At 67.1% G+C, this 17630-nt stretch carries 14 protein-coding genes; 4 read left to right on the plus strand and 10 right to left on the minus strand.

The window, feature by feature from the left end; all coding sequences use genetic code 11:
- Positions 1 to 46 precede the first annotated feature (46 nt).
- Positions 47 to 838 (plus strand): HAD-IIB family hydrolase, encoded by a 792-nt coding sequence (locus CNE_RS10900; protein WP_013957193.1) that lies wholly within the window; start codon positions 47 to 49, stop codon positions 836 to 838.
- 72 nt (positions 839 to 910) lie between these two features.
- Here the strand turns inward: CNE_RS10900 and ntrC are convergent, their stop codons facing one another.
- The 4 genes from ntrC to CNE_RS10920 all read right to left on the minus strand — a co-directional run bounded on the left by ntrC (position 911) and on the right by CNE_RS10920 (position 5861).
- Positions 911 to 2458, minus strand: a complete 1548-nt coding sequence (ntrC, locus tag CNE_RS10905) for a nitrogen regulation protein NR(I) (protein ID WP_041227992.1) — start codon at positions 2456 to 2458, stop codon at positions 911 to 913.
- Between the two features lie 87 nt (positions 2459 to 2545).
- Complete coding sequence (gene glnL, locus CNE_RS10910) at positions 2546 to 3724, minus strand: nitrogen regulation protein NR(II) (protein ID WP_013957195.1); 1179 nt, start codon at positions 3722 to 3724, stop codon at positions 2546 to 2548.
- 4 nt (positions 3725 to 3728) lie between these two features.
- Complete coding sequence (locus tag CNE_RS10915) at positions 3729 to 4304, minus strand: hypothetical protein (protein ID WP_013957196.1); 576 nt, start codon at positions 4302 to 4304, stop codon at positions 3729 to 3731.
- 141 nt (positions 4305 to 4445) lie between these two features.
- Positions 4446 to 5861 carry a 3-hydroxylaminophenol mutase gene (locus tag CNE_RS10920; protein ID WP_010809454.1) on the minus strand — a complete coding sequence of 472 codons (1416 nt, stop codon included), beginning with the start codon at positions 5859 to 5861 and terminating at the stop codon, positions 4446 to 4448.
- A 462-nt stretch (positions 5862 to 6323) separates the two neighbouring features.
- On the opposite strand from CNE_RS10920, the gene CNE_RS10925 reads away from it, so the two are divergent.
- A complete protein-coding gene (locus CNE_RS10925) occupies positions 6324 to 6788 on the plus strand; it encodes a rhodanese-like domain-containing protein (protein ID WP_010809453.1) in 465 nt (154 codons plus the stop codon).
- Positions 6789 to 6859: 71 nt separating this feature from the next.
- On the opposite strand, the gene CNE_RS10930 is transcribed toward CNE_RS10925, so the two are convergent.
- The 6 genes from CNE_RS10930 to hrpA all read right to left on the minus strand — a co-directional run bounded on the left by CNE_RS10930 (position 6860) and on the right by hrpA (position 15768).
- Positions 6860 to 7684, minus strand: coding sequence for a competence/damage-inducible protein A (locus tag CNE_RS10930; protein WP_013957197.1), 825 nt, complete (start codon positions 7682 to 7684; stop codon positions 6860 to 6862).
- A 12-nt stretch (positions 7685 to 7696) separates the two neighbouring features.
- Positions 7697 to 8596: an EI24 domain-containing protein gene (locus CNE_RS10935; RefSeq protein ID WP_013957198.1), complete on the minus strand. Its 900-nt coding sequence runs from the start codon at positions 8594 to 8596 to the stop codon at positions 7697 to 7699.
- A gap of 129 nt (positions 8597 to 8725) precedes the next feature.
- On the minus strand, positions 8726 to 9700 hold the full coding sequence (locus CNE_RS10940; protein WP_013957199.1) for a sterol desaturase family protein: 975 nt from the start codon (positions 9698 to 9700) through the stop codon (positions 8726 to 8728).
- Complete coding sequence (locus tag CNE_RS10945) at positions 9700 to 10560, minus strand: polysaccharide deacetylase family protein (RefSeq protein WP_013957200.1); 861 nt, start codon at positions 10558 to 10560, stop codon at positions 9700 to 9702. The genes CNE_RS10940 and CNE_RS10945 overlap by 1 nt, the downstream gene beginning before the upstream one ends.
- Before the next feature lie 18 nt (positions 10561 to 10578).
- Positions 10579 to 11577 carry a YVTN family beta-propeller repeat protein gene (locus CNE_RS10950; RefSeq protein ID WP_013957201.1) on the minus strand — a complete coding sequence of 333 codons (999 nt, stop codon included), beginning with the start codon at positions 11575 to 11577 and terminating at the stop codon, positions 10579 to 10581.
- Positions 11578 to 11730: 153 nt separating this feature from the next.
- Positions 11731 to 15768, minus strand: a complete 4038-nt coding sequence (hrpA, locus tag CNE_RS10955; RefSeq protein ID WP_013957202.1) for an ATP-dependent RNA helicase HrpA — start codon at positions 15766 to 15768, stop codon at positions 11731 to 11733.
- Between the two features lie 23 nt (positions 15769 to 15791).
- Here hrpA and argA point away from each other — a divergent pair, with 23 nt between their 5' ends.
- Together argA and CNE_RS10965 are read left to right on the plus strand one after the other, a co-directional pair.
- The gene (gene argA, locus CNE_RS10960; RefSeq protein WP_013957203.1) at positions 15792 to 17258 is read left to right on the plus strand and encodes an amino-acid N-acetyltransferase; all 1467 of its coding nucleotides are present in this window, start codon (positions 15792 to 15794) and stop codon (positions 17256 to 17258) included.
- A 99-nt stretch (positions 17259 to 17357) separates the two neighbouring features.
- Complete coding sequence (locus tag CNE_RS10965) at positions 17358 to 17630, plus strand: oxidative damage protection protein (protein ID WP_010809445.1); 273 nt, start codon at positions 17358 to 17360, stop codon at positions 17628 to 17630.

The following is a 17630-nucleotide window of genomic DNA, read 5'->3' on the forward strand; positions in this document are numbered from 1 at the left end:
GCAATAAGAGCAATTAGCGCCAGATCCACGGTTACAATGGCCCGCCATGCAATCCCTGAACAAGCTCTCTAAAACGGCGTTGCGCAACGTGCGCGGCGTGCTGACCGACATCGACGGCACCCTGACCACCGACGGCCGCCTGCCGGCCTCGACCTACTTGGCGCTCGACGGCCTGCACCGCGCGGGCCTGCACGTGATCCCGGTCACCGGGCGCTGCATCGCCTGGGCCGAGATCCTGACCCGGCTTTGGCCGGTCGACGCCATCATCGGCGAGAACGGTGCGTTCTACGCGCACCTGCACAAGGGCCGCCTGCAGACCCGTTTCCTGGACGATGCCCCCACGCGCGCACGCAACCTGGAGCGCATCCACGCGCTGGGCCAGCGCATCGTGCGCGAAGTGCCGGGCTGCGCGCTGGCCTCGGACCAGGCCTGGCATGCCGCCGACCTGGCCATCGACCATGCCGAGGATGTCGCGCCGTTGCCTGAAGACGCCGTGGCCCGCATCGCCGCCATCATGCGCGAGGCCGGCATGACCGCCACCGTCAGCTCGATCCATGTCAACGGCTGGTTCGGCCTGCACGACAAGCTGTCGATGAGCAAGCTGTGCGTGGCCGAACTGCTGGGCGAAGACGTGGACGCGCGCCGCGACGAATGGCTTTTTATCGGCGACTCGGCCAACGATGCCAGCATGTTCGCCCACTTTCCGCTGTCGGTTGGCGTGGCCAATGTGCGCGACATCCTGCCGCAGCTGCCGGTGCCGCCGGCCTATATCACCGCAGCGGCCGGTGGCGAGGGCTTTGCCGAGATGGCGCAGCGGCTGGTCGAAGCGCGCGGCTAAATACGTCACGCAAAACAAAAAACCGGCCGGGAAAGTCCCGGCCGGTTTTTTTGTCGCCTGCCCTGCCCTGGCTCAGTCGAACCCCAGCTCCTGCAGCTTGCGCGTGATGGTATTGCGCCCGATCCCGAGCCGGGTCGCCGCCTCGACGCGGCGCCCGCGCGTGACACCCAGCGCGGCCTCCAGCACCGCCTTCTCGAAGCGGCGCGTCAGCACATCCATGACCTCCGGCTGGCCGGCTTCGAGCATCGCCCGTGCCTCGCCAGCAAGCAGGCCTTCCCAGCCGGCCGAGGCCGGGGCCGGGACCACCGTCGCCACGGACGCGGGCCGGACCGCGGTGGCCGTGTCGGCCTCTGCCACCGTCGCCGCGTACCCGCCGTAGTCGGCCAGGTCAGGCGCGCTTTCATACTCGGGCGCGCGCACTTCGGCAACGCGCTCAGGCCGCGCCGCATTGACCGGCTCGCTGGTGCCGGCCTCCAGCATCTCGCGCGGCAGGTCCTTGACCTCGATGGTCTGCGCCGGCGCCATCACGGTCAGCCAGTTGCACAGGTTTTCCAGCTGGCGCACGTTGCCGGGGAACGGCAGCGTGCTGACATAGACCAGCGCTTCGTCAGACATGCGCTTGGGCTCGACGCCCAGTTCCTTGGCGCTCTTCTGCAGGAAATGACGCGCCAGCAGCGTGATGTCCTCCGGGCGTTCGCGCAGCGGCGGCAGGCGCAGCCGGATCACGTTCAGGCGGTGGAACAAGTCCTCGCGGAACAGCCCTTCCTTGACGCGCAGCTCCAGATTCTGGTGTGTGGCGGCAATCACGCGCACATTGGCGCGCAAGGGGTTGTGGCCGCCGACGCGATAGAAATTGCCATCGGACAGCACGCGCAGCAGGCGCGTCTGCAGGTCGAACGGCATGTCGCCGATTTCATCCAGGAACAGCGTGCCGCCCTCGGCCTGCTCGAAGCGGCCGCGCCGCATGGTCTGCGCGCCGGTGAACGCGCCGCGCTCATGGCCGAACAGCTCGGATTCGAGCAGGTCCTTGGGGATGGCCGCGGTATTGAGCGCGATAAAGGGCCCGTTGGCGCGCGGGCTGTGCTTGTGCAGCGCGCGTGCGACCAGTTCCTTGCCGGTGCCGGACTCGCCGGTGATCATCACCGTCACGTTGGACTGCGAGAGCCGGCCGATGGCGCGGAACACGTCCTGCATCGCCGGCGCCTGGCCGAGGATCTCGGGCGCATCGACCAGGCGGTCGTCCAATTCTTCCTCGCGCAGGCTTTCTTCCAGCGCGCGGCGGATCAGCTCGACCGCCTTGTCGACATCGAAAGGCTTGGCCAGGTATTCGAAGGCGCCGCCCTGGAACGCAGCCACGGCGCTGTCCAGGTCCGAGTAGGCCGTCATCACGATGACCGGCAGGCCCGGATGCCGCGCCTTGATGGCCTGCAGCAGGTCCAGGCCCGATCCTCCGGGCATGCGGATATCCGATATCAGCACCTGCGGCTGGTCGTCTTCCAGCGCGGCCAGCGCATCCCGCACATTGGTGAAGCTGCGCGAGAGCAGGCTTTCACGGGCAAGGGCCTTTTCCAGGACCCAGCGGATTGATTGATCGTCGTCGACTATCCAGATCGGCTTCATGTGCGTCGCTTGTCTGCTCGGTGTCATTTGGTCTTCCGCATGCCCGGCCACGGCGGGTGCACCATCGCTCGCGGACGCCAGCAAAAGCTAGTGCAGCGGCAGCAGGATGCGGAAGTCGGTACAGCCCGGCCTGCTCTCGCATTCGATCAAGCCCTCGTGCTGCTGCACGAAGGTTTGAGCGAGTGTGAGACCGAGTCCGCTGCCGCCATCCCTGCCCGATACCAGCGGATAGAAGATGCGTTCGCGGATGTCTTCGGGGATTCCCGGGCCGTTGTCGATGACATGCAAGTCCAATGCCAGCTTGAACAGACGCTTGGCAATCGTGACCTGGCGCGCCACGCGCGTGCGCAGCACGATCTGCGCATCGCCGCGCGCCATGCGGTCGGCCAGCGCCTGCGCGGCGTTGTGCACGATGTTGAGCACGGCCTGGATCAGTTGCTCCATGTCACCCTGCAGCTCGGGCAGGCTGGCGTCGTAGTCGCGCACGATCTCCAGCCCGTTGGGAAACTCCGCCAGCACCACCGAGCGCACGCGCTCCAGCACTTCGTGGATATTCAGGCTCGATACGATATGCGGATGCCGGTGCGGCTCCAGCAGCCGGTCCACCAGCGTCTGCAGCCGGTCCGATTCCTTGATGATGACCTGCGTGTATTCGCGCAGCGAGCGCTCCGGCAGCTCGAACTCCAGCAGCTGCGCCGCGCCGCGGATGCCGCCCAGCGGGTTCTTGATCTCGTGGGCTAGGTTGCGGATCAGTTCCTTGTTGGCCGAGGTCAGGTCCAGGATGCGCTCTTCGCGTTCGCTGCGCACCTTCTGTTCATTGGGCAGGATCTCCACCACCACGGTGTCGCCCACCGCTTCCAGCACGGCGATCACCACGTGCACATGGGCCGGCTCCTGCAGCGGCGGGTGCAGGATCAGGTCCTGCCGGCGCACGTCGAACTGCCGCGTGACCACCGTGTCGATCATGCTGTGCAGCTCATCGGAACGCCCGAACAGGTCAGGCAGCGTCAGCTCCACCATGCCCTTGCGCGACACGCCGAAGGTGGCTTCAGCCGCCGGGTTCGCAAAGACCACGCGCAGCCCCGGCTGCCGCACCAGCAGCACCGGGTTGGCCACCACGTCCAGGCCGGCATGGAGCGCCACGGCGCCCATGGTCAGCACCTGGGCGCTGCCTTCGGCCGGTGCCGCGTCGGCCGCTGGCGATTCGCCACGGGCGCCGTCGGCACCGCTGACCTTGCGTGACACTCCGCGAATCAGGCGACGCATAAGACTAGTCCTTCAAATTGCCAAGCTCGCGTCGCAGCGACGCCGCATTGGCCTCGCTGCGGGCGATGTCGTCGCGCAGCGCCGCCGTGCGATCGAGGTATTTCTGATAGTTGCGCTCATTGCCCTGGCGCTCCGGCTGACCGTTGTTGTACTCGGCGCGCAGCCCCTGCAGCTTGGCCTCTTCGGCCTGCAGCTCCTGCGCGAGCACCGCGCGGCGCTCGCCGTCGCGGCTCTTCTGCGTGGCGCTGTCCACGCGCGGGAAGCTGGTGCCGCCAGCCGCCGCGCCGGCCGTGCTGCCAGCGCCCTTGGCCGGCGCAGCGATGCGCCCGCCCGGGACCGTCACCACCTCCGGCAGGTTCAGCTTCTTGCAGCCCTTGCCGGCGTTGCCATTGCGATACTCGGGCACGCCATTGGGCCCGGTGCAGACATAGACGTCCGAGGACTGCGCGGAAGACTGCCCGGCCCATGTGCCCAGCGTCAGCGCCACGGCACTCACCAGAACAGGGAATCCGAGACGAAATTGGTGCAGAGATCGGGGCAAGGTCAGGGTCCGGCGAGCCGTGCGTGAAGAGGCGTCCATGAACATGGCGTTAGGTTTGAACGGGGGTGGAACACGATTCCCCATTCTAGCGAGCAAAGCAGAAAGGGGCAGCCGAAGCCGCCCCTTTCTAGTGCAACTGTTGCCCGGTCACAACCTGCGTCATTCCCGGGCAAGGGCCGCTTACAGCGAGTAGTACATCTCGAACTCGACCGGGTGCGTCGTCATGCGGAAACGCGTGACTTCTTCCATCTTCAGTTCGATGTAGGCATCGATCATCGAGTTCGAGAACACGCCGCCGCGGGTCAGGAACTCGCGGTCGTTGTCCAGGTACTCAAGCGCCTGGTCCAGGCTCGAGCACACGGTCGGGATCTTTGCATCCTCTTCCGGCGGCAGGTCGTACAGGTTCTTGTCGGCAGCTTCGCCCGGGTGGATCTTGTTCATCACGCCGTCCAGGCCGGCCATCAGCAGCGCCGAGAAGCCCAGGTACGGGTTCATCAGCGGATCCGGGAAGCGGGTCTCGATGCGGCGGCCCTTCGGGTTGGCGACATACGGGATGCGGATCGAAGCCGAGCGATTGCGGGCCGAGTAGGCCAGCTTCACCGGAGCCTCGAAGCCCGGCACCAGGCGCTTGTACGAGTTCGTGCCCGGGTTGGTGATGGCGTTCAGGGCGCGGGCGTGCTTGATGATGCCGCCGATGTAGTACAGCGCGAATTCCGACAGGCCGGCGTAGCCGTTGCCCGCGAACAGGTTCTGGCCGTCCTTCCACACGGACTGGTGCACGTGCATGCCCGAACCGTTGTCGCCAACGATCGGCTTCGGCATGAAGGTGGCGGTCTTGCCGTAGGTGTGGGCGACGTTCTGGATCACGTACTTCTGCATCTGGGTCCAGTCGGCGCGCTGCACCAGCGTGCTGAAACGGGTGCCGATTTCGTTCTGGCCCTGGCCAGCCACTTCGTGGTGGTGGACCTCAACGGGGATGCCCAGCGATTCCAGGATCAGGCACATTTCCGAACGCATGTCCTGGAAGGTGTCGATCGGGGCGACCGGGAAGTAGCCGCCCTTCTTGCCCGGACGGTGGCCGCTGTTGCCGTGCTCGAATTCCTTGGCCGACGACCACGGGGCTTCTTCGGAGTGGATCTTCACGAAGCAGCCTTGCATGTCGACGTTCCAGGTCACGCCGTCGAAGATGAAGAACTCGGGTTCCGGGCCGAAGAAGGCGGTGTCGCCCAGGCCGGTGCTCTTCAGGTAGGCTTCGGCGCGCTTGGCGATGGAACGCGGGTCGCGGTCATAGCCCTTGCCGTCCGACGGCTCGACCACGTCGCAGGACAGCACCAGCGTCGGCTCTTCGTAGAACGGGTCGATGTGGGCCGTGTTCGAATCGGGCATCAGCAGCATGTCCGAAGCTTCGATACCCTTCCAGCCGGCAATCGACGAACCATCGAAGGCGTGGCCGCTTTCGAACTTGTCTTCATCGAAGTGCGACACGGGCACGGACACGTGTTGCTCCTTGCCTTTGGTATCGGTGAAACGGAAATCGACGAACTTGACGTCGTTTTCCTTCACAAGCTTCATCACGTCTGCAACGCTGTGGGCCATGCCAATCTCCTGGATATTCGGCGGAAGTCTGAGAAAGCCAATTCTTGGGCCTGTCGTCACCGGCGCCGATGCATGCTCTGCCGCGCCGTCCCGACCAGCCACGAAAGGACGAGGAATGTTAGCAGAAAGCGTGCCATGCAAACGCCCCACTGCCACCGGCAGCCTGAAAAATGTGCAACGTCGGCGAACCGCGCACCGCGGCGGCGTCAGTGTCCGGTCGTACAAGCAGCTGCTCCGCTGCCGAGTGGCGCACCGGTTACACGCACTTTTGCGTAGCGCCTCCTAATAAAACACCATAATGGTGCATTCAGCAAGACGCCGCACTGTAACAGTGCGTGCGCACCAAAAAGAGTCATCGGGCGCCCCGACAGCCGGCAATCAGGTTTCGAACCGGCCCGGCGCTATAGAATAGTGTGTAGCGCTCTTGCCGCCTCCATTTCATTCCTCAAATTTGTCACGCAGATGACCACCCGAGACGATCTCCTCCAGGCCGCCCGCCAGCGCCAGCAACAGAACCAGCTCCCGTATTTCGGCGCGCTGTCGCCGCAGGAAGCCTTTGCGCTGCTGCAGAACGATCCTTCCGCCGTGCTGGTCGACGTGCGCACCCAGGCCGAGCTGGATTGGGTCGGGGGCGTAGACGTGCCCGACGCGCAGTTCGCCCACGTCGAATGGATGTCCTATCCGGGCGGCGCGCAGAATGCCCGCTTTGTCGAAGAGCTGAGGGCACGCGTGCCGGCCGACGTGCCGGTGCTGTTCCTGTGCCGCAGCGCGGCGCGCTCCAAGCACGCCGCGCGCGTGGCCACTGAAGCCGGCTACCACTTCGCCATGGATGTGCTGGAAGGCTTCGAGGGCAACCGCGATGACCACCACCACCGCAAGACTGTTGAAGGCTGGTGCGTGCGCGGACTGCCGTGGCACGGCGCCTGATCGCGGTCGGGCCAGAATGAGAGAAGGGGCAGCCAAGGCTGCCCCTTCTTCTTTTTGCGACCCGTGGCGCCTTAAGCCTGCGCCGCTTCGCGCGGCGGCTGCTCCACGGTCTCGAACCCCATCGCCTGCACGCCTTCGAGCAGCATCGCATAGGCCGGCGCCAGCAGATCGGCCGGGCCCTTGACCCCCAGGTCGATATGGCGGCGCGCGAAGCGGTCGCCGCGCTGCACGTCGCCGACCGACGGCAGGCTGAACACGCGGATGCCCGGATGCGCCGCTTCGACCTTCTCCATCAGCGGCGTCAGCGTGGACTCCGGCGCTTCGAACACGTAGAAGGCCCGCTCCTGCTGCTGCACCTGGTGGAACAGGTGCGCATAGTCGTGGTCCAGCACCCATTCCATCATAGGCCATGCCATCACCGGAAATCCCGGCATGAAGTGGTGGTGACCGACCGAAAAGCCCGGGATGCGGTTGTAGCTGTTGGGGATGATGCGCGCGCCCTCGGGGAACTCGCCCATCTTGAAGCGGTGCTGGTTTTCCGGCAGGTTCAGGTCGGCCTTGACCGGGTCTCCGCCGGCGGTCTCGGCAATGCGCAGCGCGATCAGCTCGCGCGCCTCGGGATGCAGCACCAGCGGCACGCCCAGCGCGGCGGCCACGCACTGGCGGGTGTGATCGTCCGGCGTGGCGCCGATGCCGCCGGTGCAGAACACCACGTCCGGGCCGGCCAGCGTGCGCCGCAGCGTGGCGGTGATGCGGGCGCGGTCGTCGCCGACGTATTCGGCCCAGTCCAGGGCCAGGCCGCGCGCGCCCAGCAGTTCGATGGTGCGGCGCAGATGCTTGTCTTCACGCCGCCCCGACAGGATCTCGTCGCCAATGACGATCAGGCCAAAACCCATATTGCCCTCGCTTCAGGAATTTTCGATGCGGCGTACGTCGGTCGGCGCCAGGTCGATGACGTCGCCGTCAGGCGCCGGCTTGCCCGGCTGAGGCGCCGGCGGCTGGGCCGGCACCGCCGCGCGCTCGGCCCGCAGCTGCGCCAGCGCGCGCAGGCAGAAGTGGCCGAACCACAGCGCCGAGAAGATAAAGATCAGCACATAGAGCCACAGCGTGCCGGCCAGCACGAACGGGAACAGGAAGATCACTGCCGCCGACGACACCCACAGCAGCGTCGGCGCCGAGCCCAGCAGCCCGACCGCCACCCCGATCACCAGCAGCGGCGTGCGATGACGCCGCACCAGCGTCTTGCGCTCTTCGGCGCTGGCGTGGTCGGCGAGCGCGTCATACGTCATCACGCGATAGGTCAGCCAGCCCCACAGCACCGGCGGGATCAGCGCAAAGAACGGCGGGATCAGCCACAGCGGCAGCGTCACCAGCACCAGCACCAGGAACACCAGCGTGCTGCCCAGCGACTGGAACACGCTGCCCAGGATGCTGCCGCCATGGGCCTTGGCCAGGTCCGGGTAGCTGCGCTCCAGGTGGCGCACCACCGCCGGCACCGAGAACACGCCGATAAACATCAGCATCGAGGCAATCACCAGCGGGATCGCCAACGCCGCCACGAACAGCGGCGCCACGATGGCGCGCATCGATTGCAGGCCGAACCAGTCGAGCGCGCTGTAGATCCAGCTGGTCAGGATGGAGGTTTCCAGGAAGCTGCGCGTGGCACCCATGATGGGGTCCCAGCCCCACCAGAGCAGGCCGCCCCACAGCAGCGTGGCCAGGACGAAAGGCAGCACGGTCAGCATCAGCATGCGGGGATGCAGCTGGCTGACCAGCGCGCGGCCAAACGAGCGGAAGATATCGTTCATGCAGTCGAAGGCAAACAGGAGGAAAGGCGCCGGGCGCGGCAGAAGTCCGACTGGGCCGGACCGGCGGCAACCCGAAACACTAGCATACGCCACTTGCCGCCGCGGCGGACTGCCTCCAGACCCGCTGGTTCAGCGCAGCCGCAGCAGCCGCTTGATGCCGTACCACTGATGCGCCAGGAAGCCCGCACCGTAGTCGTGGCCCTTGCCCAGCGGCGGCGGCAGCTGGTCGCGGATGCCGGTCGGATGGTAGGTCTCGGTGAAGACCGCGGTGCCGAACAGCATGTCCCACCACGGGAAGATCACGCCGTAGTTGCAGCCGCCCAGCCTGGACGGTGCGCCTTCGGCCTCATGGCCGATGCCCACGGCGTGGTGGGTACGGTGAAAGCGCGGCGAGATCAGCAGCCGCTCGCCGATGGCGCCGAAGTTCAGCCGCACATTGGCATGCTGCAGGCTCTGCAGCAGCTGCGACAACGCCACCAGCAGCACGTACTGCGACGGCTCCACGCCCACGCCCAGCGCCACCAGCGCGAACACCAGATCGCGCAGCATGTCGTCCAGCAGGTGGTTGCGGTTGTCGCTCCACAGCGTCATCTGGCGCTGGCTGTGGTGCACCGCATGCAGGTGCCACCACCAGCGGAACGAATGCGACAGCCGGTGGTACCAGTAGTCGAGGATGTCGAACAGCAGCAGGTAGACAAAGAAGCTGACCAGCGGCACCGAGGTCACGCCCGGCCACCAGTCTTCCACATTGATGCGGTGCCAGCCCATCAGCCGCAGGTCGCCTTCCAGGGCGTCGGTCAGCGGCGCCAGCAGGAAGAACATGGCCAGCCGGAACAGCCCGAGCCGGTGGATCACCGTGTAGAAAATATCGGTGCGGATGGCGGCGCGGTCGGATACCGGCTCGACCGGGCGCCATTTCTCCAGCGGCCCCAGGATCAATGCCATCACCACGATCTGCACCAGGCCCACCAGCAGCCATTCGGTGCCGGTGAAGGCTTCCTCGGCATAGCGGCCAAACCCGAGGTCGTAGACCACGGGCAGCACCACGTCCTGGAACAGCGTGCCCTCAACCTGGCCAATCCAGCCGTTCAGCGTCTCCCACATTACCGCCTGCCCTCCTTTTGTCCCACCGCCTGCGGCATGGCGATCCAGTCGCGGTAGGCCGGGTGCTCGCGCAGCGTCGCGAAACAGAATCCCTTGCGCTCAAGACCGGCGAGCAGCGGCTCCAGCACGCCAGGCGCCCACGGATCCTTGCGCGACCAGATGCCCAGGTGCGCCATGGTGATATCGCCGTCGCGCAGGTTGGCCAGCGCGCGCTCCAGCAGCGCCGCGTTGGGATAGCGGTCGGACGACAGCTCATCGCCCAGGAACCCCGCCGGCGCCCAGCCGACGTGGCGGAAGCCGCACTGTTCGGCCCATTGCACCGTCTGCGGTGCGGTGCGCCCGCCCGGGGCGCGCCACAGCGGCACCATGGCGGCGCCGGTCATGGCATGGAAAGCGTCGGCGCTGCGCCGCAGCTCCTGGCAGAAGCCGACCGCGTCCATGGCCATGTCCTTGCCCGCCTGCGCGCCGAACTGCGGCCGCATGGTCACATGGCCGGCGCGCACGCTGCGCAGGTAGACATGGTCGAAGGTATGCGTGCCGAAGGCGTGGCCGTCGGCCACCAGCGTCTTCCAGTATGGCGCCCAGGCTGGGTCCAGCGAGCTGTCCTGGCGCACGGTCGGCTCATTGGCCAGGAAGAAGGTGGCGCGGATATGGTGGCGGCGCAGCGTGTCGGCGATCAGCTGCGCCTGGCTCATGCTGCCGGTGTCGAAGGTCAGGTAGAGCGTGCCGGCCGGGCACGCCTTGGCGGCAGGCTGGGCGGCATCAGCCGCCTGCAGCGCGGACGGCAGGCCGCAGGCAAGCGCCAGCGCGGCCAGCAGCTTGCCCAGCCGTCCGGATCGCGATGCCCTGGTGTCGTCCATGGTCCCTGCCCTGCCTAGTCAATACAGCGGCGCGCGCGTGCGGAAATAGATGCCGTGCGGCGAGCGCCCGACGCGCACGGTCTTGACCAGCTTGCGGCTGGCCACGTCGACCAGGCCGACCGAGCGCGCCCAGCGGAAGGTTACCCACAGCGTCTTGCCGTCGGCGGTCAGCTCCATGTCGTCCGGGCCCGGCGGCAGGCCGGTGATATCGCCGACCTTGGTCAGCGTCTGCTGGTCGATGATGCTGATGCTGCCGGTGACCCGGTTGCTGAGGAACAGATGGCGCTTGTCGCCGACCGCGCGGAAGTTGTGCGCGCCCTTGCCGGTCTGGATCTGCTTGACCACCGAGCGCGTGCGCCAGTCGATCACGGCCACGTAGTCGGCCCCGGTCATGCCGACCAGCAGGTATTTCTGGTCGGGCGTGACCCAGATGCCCGCCGGCGCCGAGCCGGTTTCCATGCGCCACATCACGTTCTGCGTGACCAGGTCGATGGCTACCACCTCATTGGAGTCCTGCAGCGTGATGAAGGCGATGCGGCTGTCGGCGGTAAAGGCGATATGGCTCGGGGTCTTGGCCAGCGGGAACTGCTTGGCCAGCTTCAGCGCCTTGCCGTCCCAGCGGTATAGGTCGACACGGTCGAGCCGGTTGCCGGTGGCGACAAACCACTTCTGATCCGGCGAGAAGCCGATCTGGTACGGGTCGTCGACATTGGGCACGCGCTGCTGGACCTTGCCCGAGACCGGGTCCAGGAACACCAGGTCATTGCCGACCGCGTTGGCAATGATCAGCGACTTGTCGTCTGGCGTGGCGATCAGGTGGTGCGGTTCCTTGCCGATCGGGAAGGTCTCCAGCACCTTCTGGGTATCCTTGTCGATCAGCGTGACGGTTGCATCACCCGAATTCAGAATCACCACCACTTCCGCCGATGCCGGTGCGGCCAGCAGGCCCAGCGCCAGGGCGCCCACCGTGAAACCACCAGCTACAACACGACGCAATGCGAACTGCAGCGCAAACATAAAACCCGCCAGAAGAAGACTGAACCGGCGATTCTAACGGTTGAGCATGAGAATCCGCTGACAGCCCGACTGATGCCCATCAAGATTTTGGCAGATTGTTGCGCCGGAGCGACCATTTGCGGTTCGCCGCGGCATTCCGCCCCGCGCCGGCGCTCAGCGCTGCATCGATTCCCACACTTTCTGCAGCCGCTTGACCGACATCGGCACCGGTGTACGCAGCTCCTGGGCGAACAGCGCGATGCGCAGTTCCTCCAGCATCCAGCGGAATTCCTCCAGCCGCGCGTCCTCGCCGCCGCGGCCCTGGGTGCGCAGCTGCTTTTCGGCCCGCTGCCACTGCTGCACCAGCGGCGCCATCTCCTGCGTGCGCTGCGTGTCGCGCGCCGGGTCGCCCTTGAGCTTGTCCACCCGCATGGCGATGCCCTTCAGGTAGCGCGGGAAATGGACCAGCTGCGTGTACGGGGTCTCGTCGACAAAGCGCTTGCCCATCAGCCGCCCGAGCTGCGCTTCCATGTCCGCATGGGGCCCGGCGAACGGCTTGGCCTGCAGCAGCTTGCGCGGCAGCCCGGCGTACTCGGCCAGGATGGTCCCCACCAGCCGCGCGATCTCCTGCGCCAGCAGCGACAGCCGGGTGCGGCCCTCGTCCTTGCGCGCATTGAACTCGGCCTCGTTGCGCGGCAGCGGCGCCTGCATGCAGGCACGCTCCAGCGCCAGCATCACGATCTGCTCGCGCAGCATCTCCTGCGTGCCCAGCGTCATGTACTGCATCGCCATCTGCTGCAGGCCCGGGATGTTCTTCTCGATGAACTTGACCTGCTCGCGCAGCTGCAGCGCAAACAGCCGGCCCAGCCCCAGGTGGTGGACGCGGGCGGCTTCCTGCGGGTCGTCGAAGACTTCCACGTCGCAGTGCGTGCCGCGGTCGACCAGCGCGGGGTAGCCGAACAGGGTCTGGCTGCCCTTGCGGATCTCCAGCAGCTCGGGCAGCTCACCGAAGGTCCACCCGGTCAGGCCCTCGTACTTGCCGGGCTCGGCCGCGGCCAGCGGCGCCGCCTGCTCCGGGGCCAGGGTTGCCGCCTGTGCCGCGGCTTGCGCGGCCACCCGCTGGAACGACTGCTGCGCCTGCCCGCCCAGCTCGGCGCGCAACTGGGCCAGGTTGCGGCCCATCTCAAGCTGGCGGCCGTGCTCGTCGACCACCTTGAAGTTCATCGTATGGTGCGCGGGCAGCGTTTCCAGCTTGAAGTCGGCCCGCTTGACCATGGTGCCGGTCTGCTCGCGGATATCGGCAATCAGCACATCCAGCAGCTCGCCCTCGCCAAGCGGCTGGCGCGCGACAAAGCCCGCGGCATACTCCGGCAGCGGTACACAGTGGCGGCGCAGCTTCTGCGGCAGCGACTTGAGCAGCAGGTGCACCTTCTCCCTGATCATGCCCGGCACCAGCCAGTCGGCGCGCTCCTGGCGCACCTGGTTGAGTGCGTACAGCGGCACGGTCAGGGTCACGCCGTCGCGGTGGCTGCCTGGCTCGAAGTGGTAGGTCAGCCCCATGCCCACCCCGGCCACGTTCATGGTCTTGGGGAACAGGTCGGTGGTGATGCCGGCCGCCTCGTGCCGCATCAGCTCGTCGCGGTTCAGGTACAGCAGCTTGCGGTCCCTGACGCTCTCGGCCTGGTACCACTGCTCGAAGGTGGCCTGCTGGCAGATGTCGGCGGGAATCGCGCGATCGTAGAAGGCGTAGATCAGTTCGTCGTCGACCAGCACGTCCTGGCGGCGCGACTTGTGCTCCAGGTTCTCGATCTCGCGCACCAGGCGCTGGTTGTGCGCATAGAACGGCAGGCGCGTATCGAACTCGCCCTCGACCAGCGCGCGGCGGATAAAGATCTCGCGCGCTTCCTGCGGGTTCATCGGGCCGTAATGCACGCGGCGGTGCTGGTAGACCACCAGCCCGTACAGCGTGGCGCGCTCCAGCGCCAGTACCTGGCCCGCCTTCTTTTCCCAGTGCGGATCGCTCCAGCTGACCTTGAGCAGGTGGCGGCCCACCTGTTCCAGCCATTCCGGCTCGATGCGCGCCAGCGTGCGCGCGAACAGCCGGCTGGTCTCGACCAGCTCGGCCGCGACAATCCAGCGCCCGACCTTGCGCGCGATCAGCGAGCCCGGCCACAGGTGGAACTTGATGCCGCGCGCGCCCAGGTATTCGCGGCCCTTGCCGTCGCCATCCTCGATGCGGCAGCCGACATTGCCCAGCAGGCCGGTCAGCAGCGCCTTGTGCACCTGCTCATAGGTGGGCTCGCTGTCATTCAAGCGCCAGCCCTGCTCGGTCACCGTGGTCAGCAGCTGCGAATGCACGTCGCGCCACTCGCGCAGCCGCAGGTGCGACAGGAAGTGGGCGCGGCACTGGTCCTGCAGCTGGCGGTTGGACTTCTTGTGCGCGACCGCATCCTCGAACCACTTCCACAGCCTGACCCAGCCCAGGAACTCGGACTTCTCGTCCATGAACTTGCGATGCGCCTGATCGGCGGCTTCCTGCGCCTCCTGCGGGCGGTCGCGCGGGTCCTGCACCGACAGCGCGCTGGCGATGACCAGCACCTCGCGCAGGCACTGGTGCTCGCGCGCGGCCAGGATCATGCGCGCCACGCGCGGGTCCAGCGGCAGCTTGGCCAGCTGGCGCCCGGTGCCGGTAAGCTGGTTGGCGTCGTCGACCGCGCCCAGTTCCTGCAGCAGCTGGTAGCCGTCCGCGACGGCGCGGCCCAGCGGCGGCTCGATAAACGGGAACGACTCGATCTCGGTCAGCCGCAGCGCCTTCATGCGCAGGATCACCGCGGCCAGCGACGAGCGCAGGATCTCGGGGTCGGTAAAGCGCGGACGGCCGGTGAAATCGGACTCCTCATACAGCCGGATGCACACGCCGTTGGCAACCCGACCGCAACGGCCGGCGCGCTGGTTGGCAGCGGCCTGCGAGATCGACTCGACCTGCAGTTGCTCGACCTTGTTGCGGTACGAGTAGCGCTTGACCCGCGCCAGCCCGGTATCGACCACGTAGCGGATGCCCGGCACCGTCAGCGAGGTTTCGGCGACGTTGGTCGCCAGCACGATGCGCCGTGCGTTGGACGGCTTGAACACCCGCTCCTGCTCCTGCACCGACAGCCGCGCAAACAGCGGCAGGATCTCGGTATGCGGCGGGTGGTGCTTGCGCAGCGCCTCGGCGGCTTCGCGGATCTCGCGCTCGCCGGGCAGGAAGACCAGCACATCGCCGGGGCCGACGCGGCACAGCTCGTCGACGGCCTCGACAATGCCATCGTACAGGTCGCGCTCGCGTGCCTGCGGGCTGCGCGGCGCGCCCGCGGGCACGTCCTCGGTGATCGGACGGTAGCGCACTTCCACCGGGTACAAGCGGCCGCTGACCTCGATCACCGGCGCCGGCTTGTCGCCCGCGGCGAAATGCTGGGCAAAGCGCTGGGCATCGATGGTGGCCGAGGTGATGATCACCTTCAGGTCCGGGCGCTTTGGCAGGATCTGGCGCAGGTAGCCGATCAGGAAGTCGATGTTCAGGCTGCGCTCGTGCGCCTCATCGATGATCAGCGTGTCATAGGCGCGCAGCAGCGGATCGTTCTGGGTCTCGGCCAGCAGGATGCCGTCGGTCATCAGCTTGACCGACGCCCCCGACGACATGGTGTCATTGAAACGCACCTGGTAGCCCACGTGCTCGCCCAGCGGCGTGCCGATTTCCTGCGCGATGCGCTTGGCGGTCGAGGTCGCGGCGATGCGCCGCGGCTGGGTGTGGCCGATCAGCCCCCCACCCTCGCGCCCCGGGCCGCGCCCGATCGACAGGCAGATCTTGGGCAGCTGGGTGGTCTTGCCCGAGCCGGTCTCGCCCGAGACGATCACCACCTGGTTGGCCAGCAGCGCCGCGGCGATCTCGTCGCGACGGCCGGAGACCGGCAGGGCCTCCGGGAAGGTGATGGGCGGCAGCGGGTTGACCGGCCTTGGCGCACGCGGCGGCCGCGGCTCGCGGGGACCGCGTGGCGGGCGCTGCCCGGCCTCACCGGCCGGCCGGGCAGCGGCTGGCTGCGGACGGACGTCCGACTTCCTGACCGGGCCTGGGGCCGGCCGGGACTGGGTTGGGGAGGCGGACTGACCGGCACCGGCGCGCTGGCTCGGCGCGGCGGGTGGTTTAGGCTTGACGGGGCGTTGTTCTGACATTGGCCGGGATTATAATCCGCGGGATGAACGCCAGAACCGACGCGCCGCAGACGGCGCCTGCCTCCTCACCCGCCGCCCCCGTGCCGGCGGAGCCGCCTGCGGCTGAATTCCCCGCGCCTGCCCCTACCTCCCCCGTGCCCGCCGTCCCGGCGCCCACGGCGGCCGACCCCGAGCGCAGTGGCCCCGACCACCAGCAGTTCGTCGACTGGCTGCGCATGGTGGCGCCGTATATCCATGCCTTCCGCGGCAAGACCTTTGTGATCGCCTTCGCCGGCGAACTGGTCAAGTCGGGCGTGCTCAATGCGCTGGTCAACGATGTCGCGCTGCTGCACGCCATGGGCATGCAGATCGTGCTGGTGCACGGCTCGCGCCCGCAGGTGGAAGAACAGCTGGCGCTGCGCCATGTCGAGTCACAGTTCGTCGATGGCGTGCGCGTCACCGACAACGCCGCGCTCGAATGTGCCAAGGAGGCCGCCGGCGAGCTGCGCCTGGACATCGAGGCCGCCTTCAGCCAGGGCCTGCCCAATACGCCGATGGCCGGCGCCCAGCTGTCGGTGATCTCCGGCAACTTTGTGACTGCCCGCCCGGTCGGCATCGTCAACGGCACCGACTACCAGCACACCGGCCTGGTGCGCAAGATCGACGCCGAGTCCGTGCGCATGTCGCTGTCGCACGGCAAGGTGGTGCTGCTGTCGCCGCTGGGCTTCTCGCCCACCGGCCAGGCCTTCAACCTGTCGATGGAAGACGTGGCCAGCGCCACCGCCACCGCGCTCAAGGCCGACAAGCTGATCTTCATCACCGAAGTGCCGGGCGTGCCCGACCCGGTCGGCAAGATGATGCAGGAAATGTCGCTGCGCACCGCGGTCGAGCGCCTGCAGAACAAGCACCTGCCGCCGGACGTGGCCAACTACCTGCAGCACCTGGTCAAGGCGCTCAAGGGCGGCGTGCCGCGTGCACACCTGATCCCCTATTCGCTCGACGGCGCGGTGCTGCTGGAACTGTTCCTGCACGACGGCGTCGGCACCATGCTGTCCGACACCGACCTGGAAAGCCTGCGCGAAGCCACGCTCGATGACGTCGGCGGCATCGTCCAGCTGATCGCCCCGCTGGAGCAGGATGGCACGCTGGTGCCGCGCGGACGCCACCTGATCGAGCGCGATATCTCCAACTTCTCGGTGATCGAGCACGACGGCGTGCTGTTCGGCTGCGCGGCGCTCTACGACTACCCGCGCGAGAACATGGGCGAGATGGCCTGCCTGACGGTGTCGCAGGAAGCCCAGGGCACCGGCGACGGCGAGCGCCTGCTCAAGCGCATCGAGCGCCGCGCCCGCGCGCTCGGCCTGGAGAAGCTGTTCGTGCTCACCACCCGCACCGAACACTGGTTCCTGAAGCGCGGTTTCGTCCACGCCAACGTCGACGACCTGCCCGAGGACAAGCGCAAGCTCTACAACTGGCAGCGCAAGTCCATGGTGCTGATGAAAAAACTGTGACGCCGTAGGGGCAATTGCCGCCGCGCCGCGGCTGGCGACCCCGCTTGGCTACAATAGCGCCAGCGCCTCAGCACCTGACAAACAAACCAAGGAGTCCCCATGGCCCGCATGGTCCAATGCATCAAGCTGAACAAGGAAGCCGAAGGCCTCGACTTCCCGCCGCTGCCCGGCGAACTGGGCAAGAAGATCTGGCAAAGCGTGTCGAAGGAAGCCTGGGCTGGCTGGCTCAAGCACCAGACCATGCTGATCAACGAAAACCGCCTGAACATGGCCGATGCGCGCGCGCGCCAGTACCTGCTCAAGCAGACCGAGAAGTACTTCTTCGGCGAAGGCGCCGACCAGGCCCAGGGCTACGTGCCGCCGCAGTCCTGA

The sequence above is a fragment of the Cupriavidus necator N-1 genome, from assembly GCF_000219215.1.
Classification (GTDB): domain Bacteria; phylum Pseudomonadota; class Gammaproteobacteria; order Burkholderiales; family Burkholderiaceae; genus Cupriavidus; species Cupriavidus necator.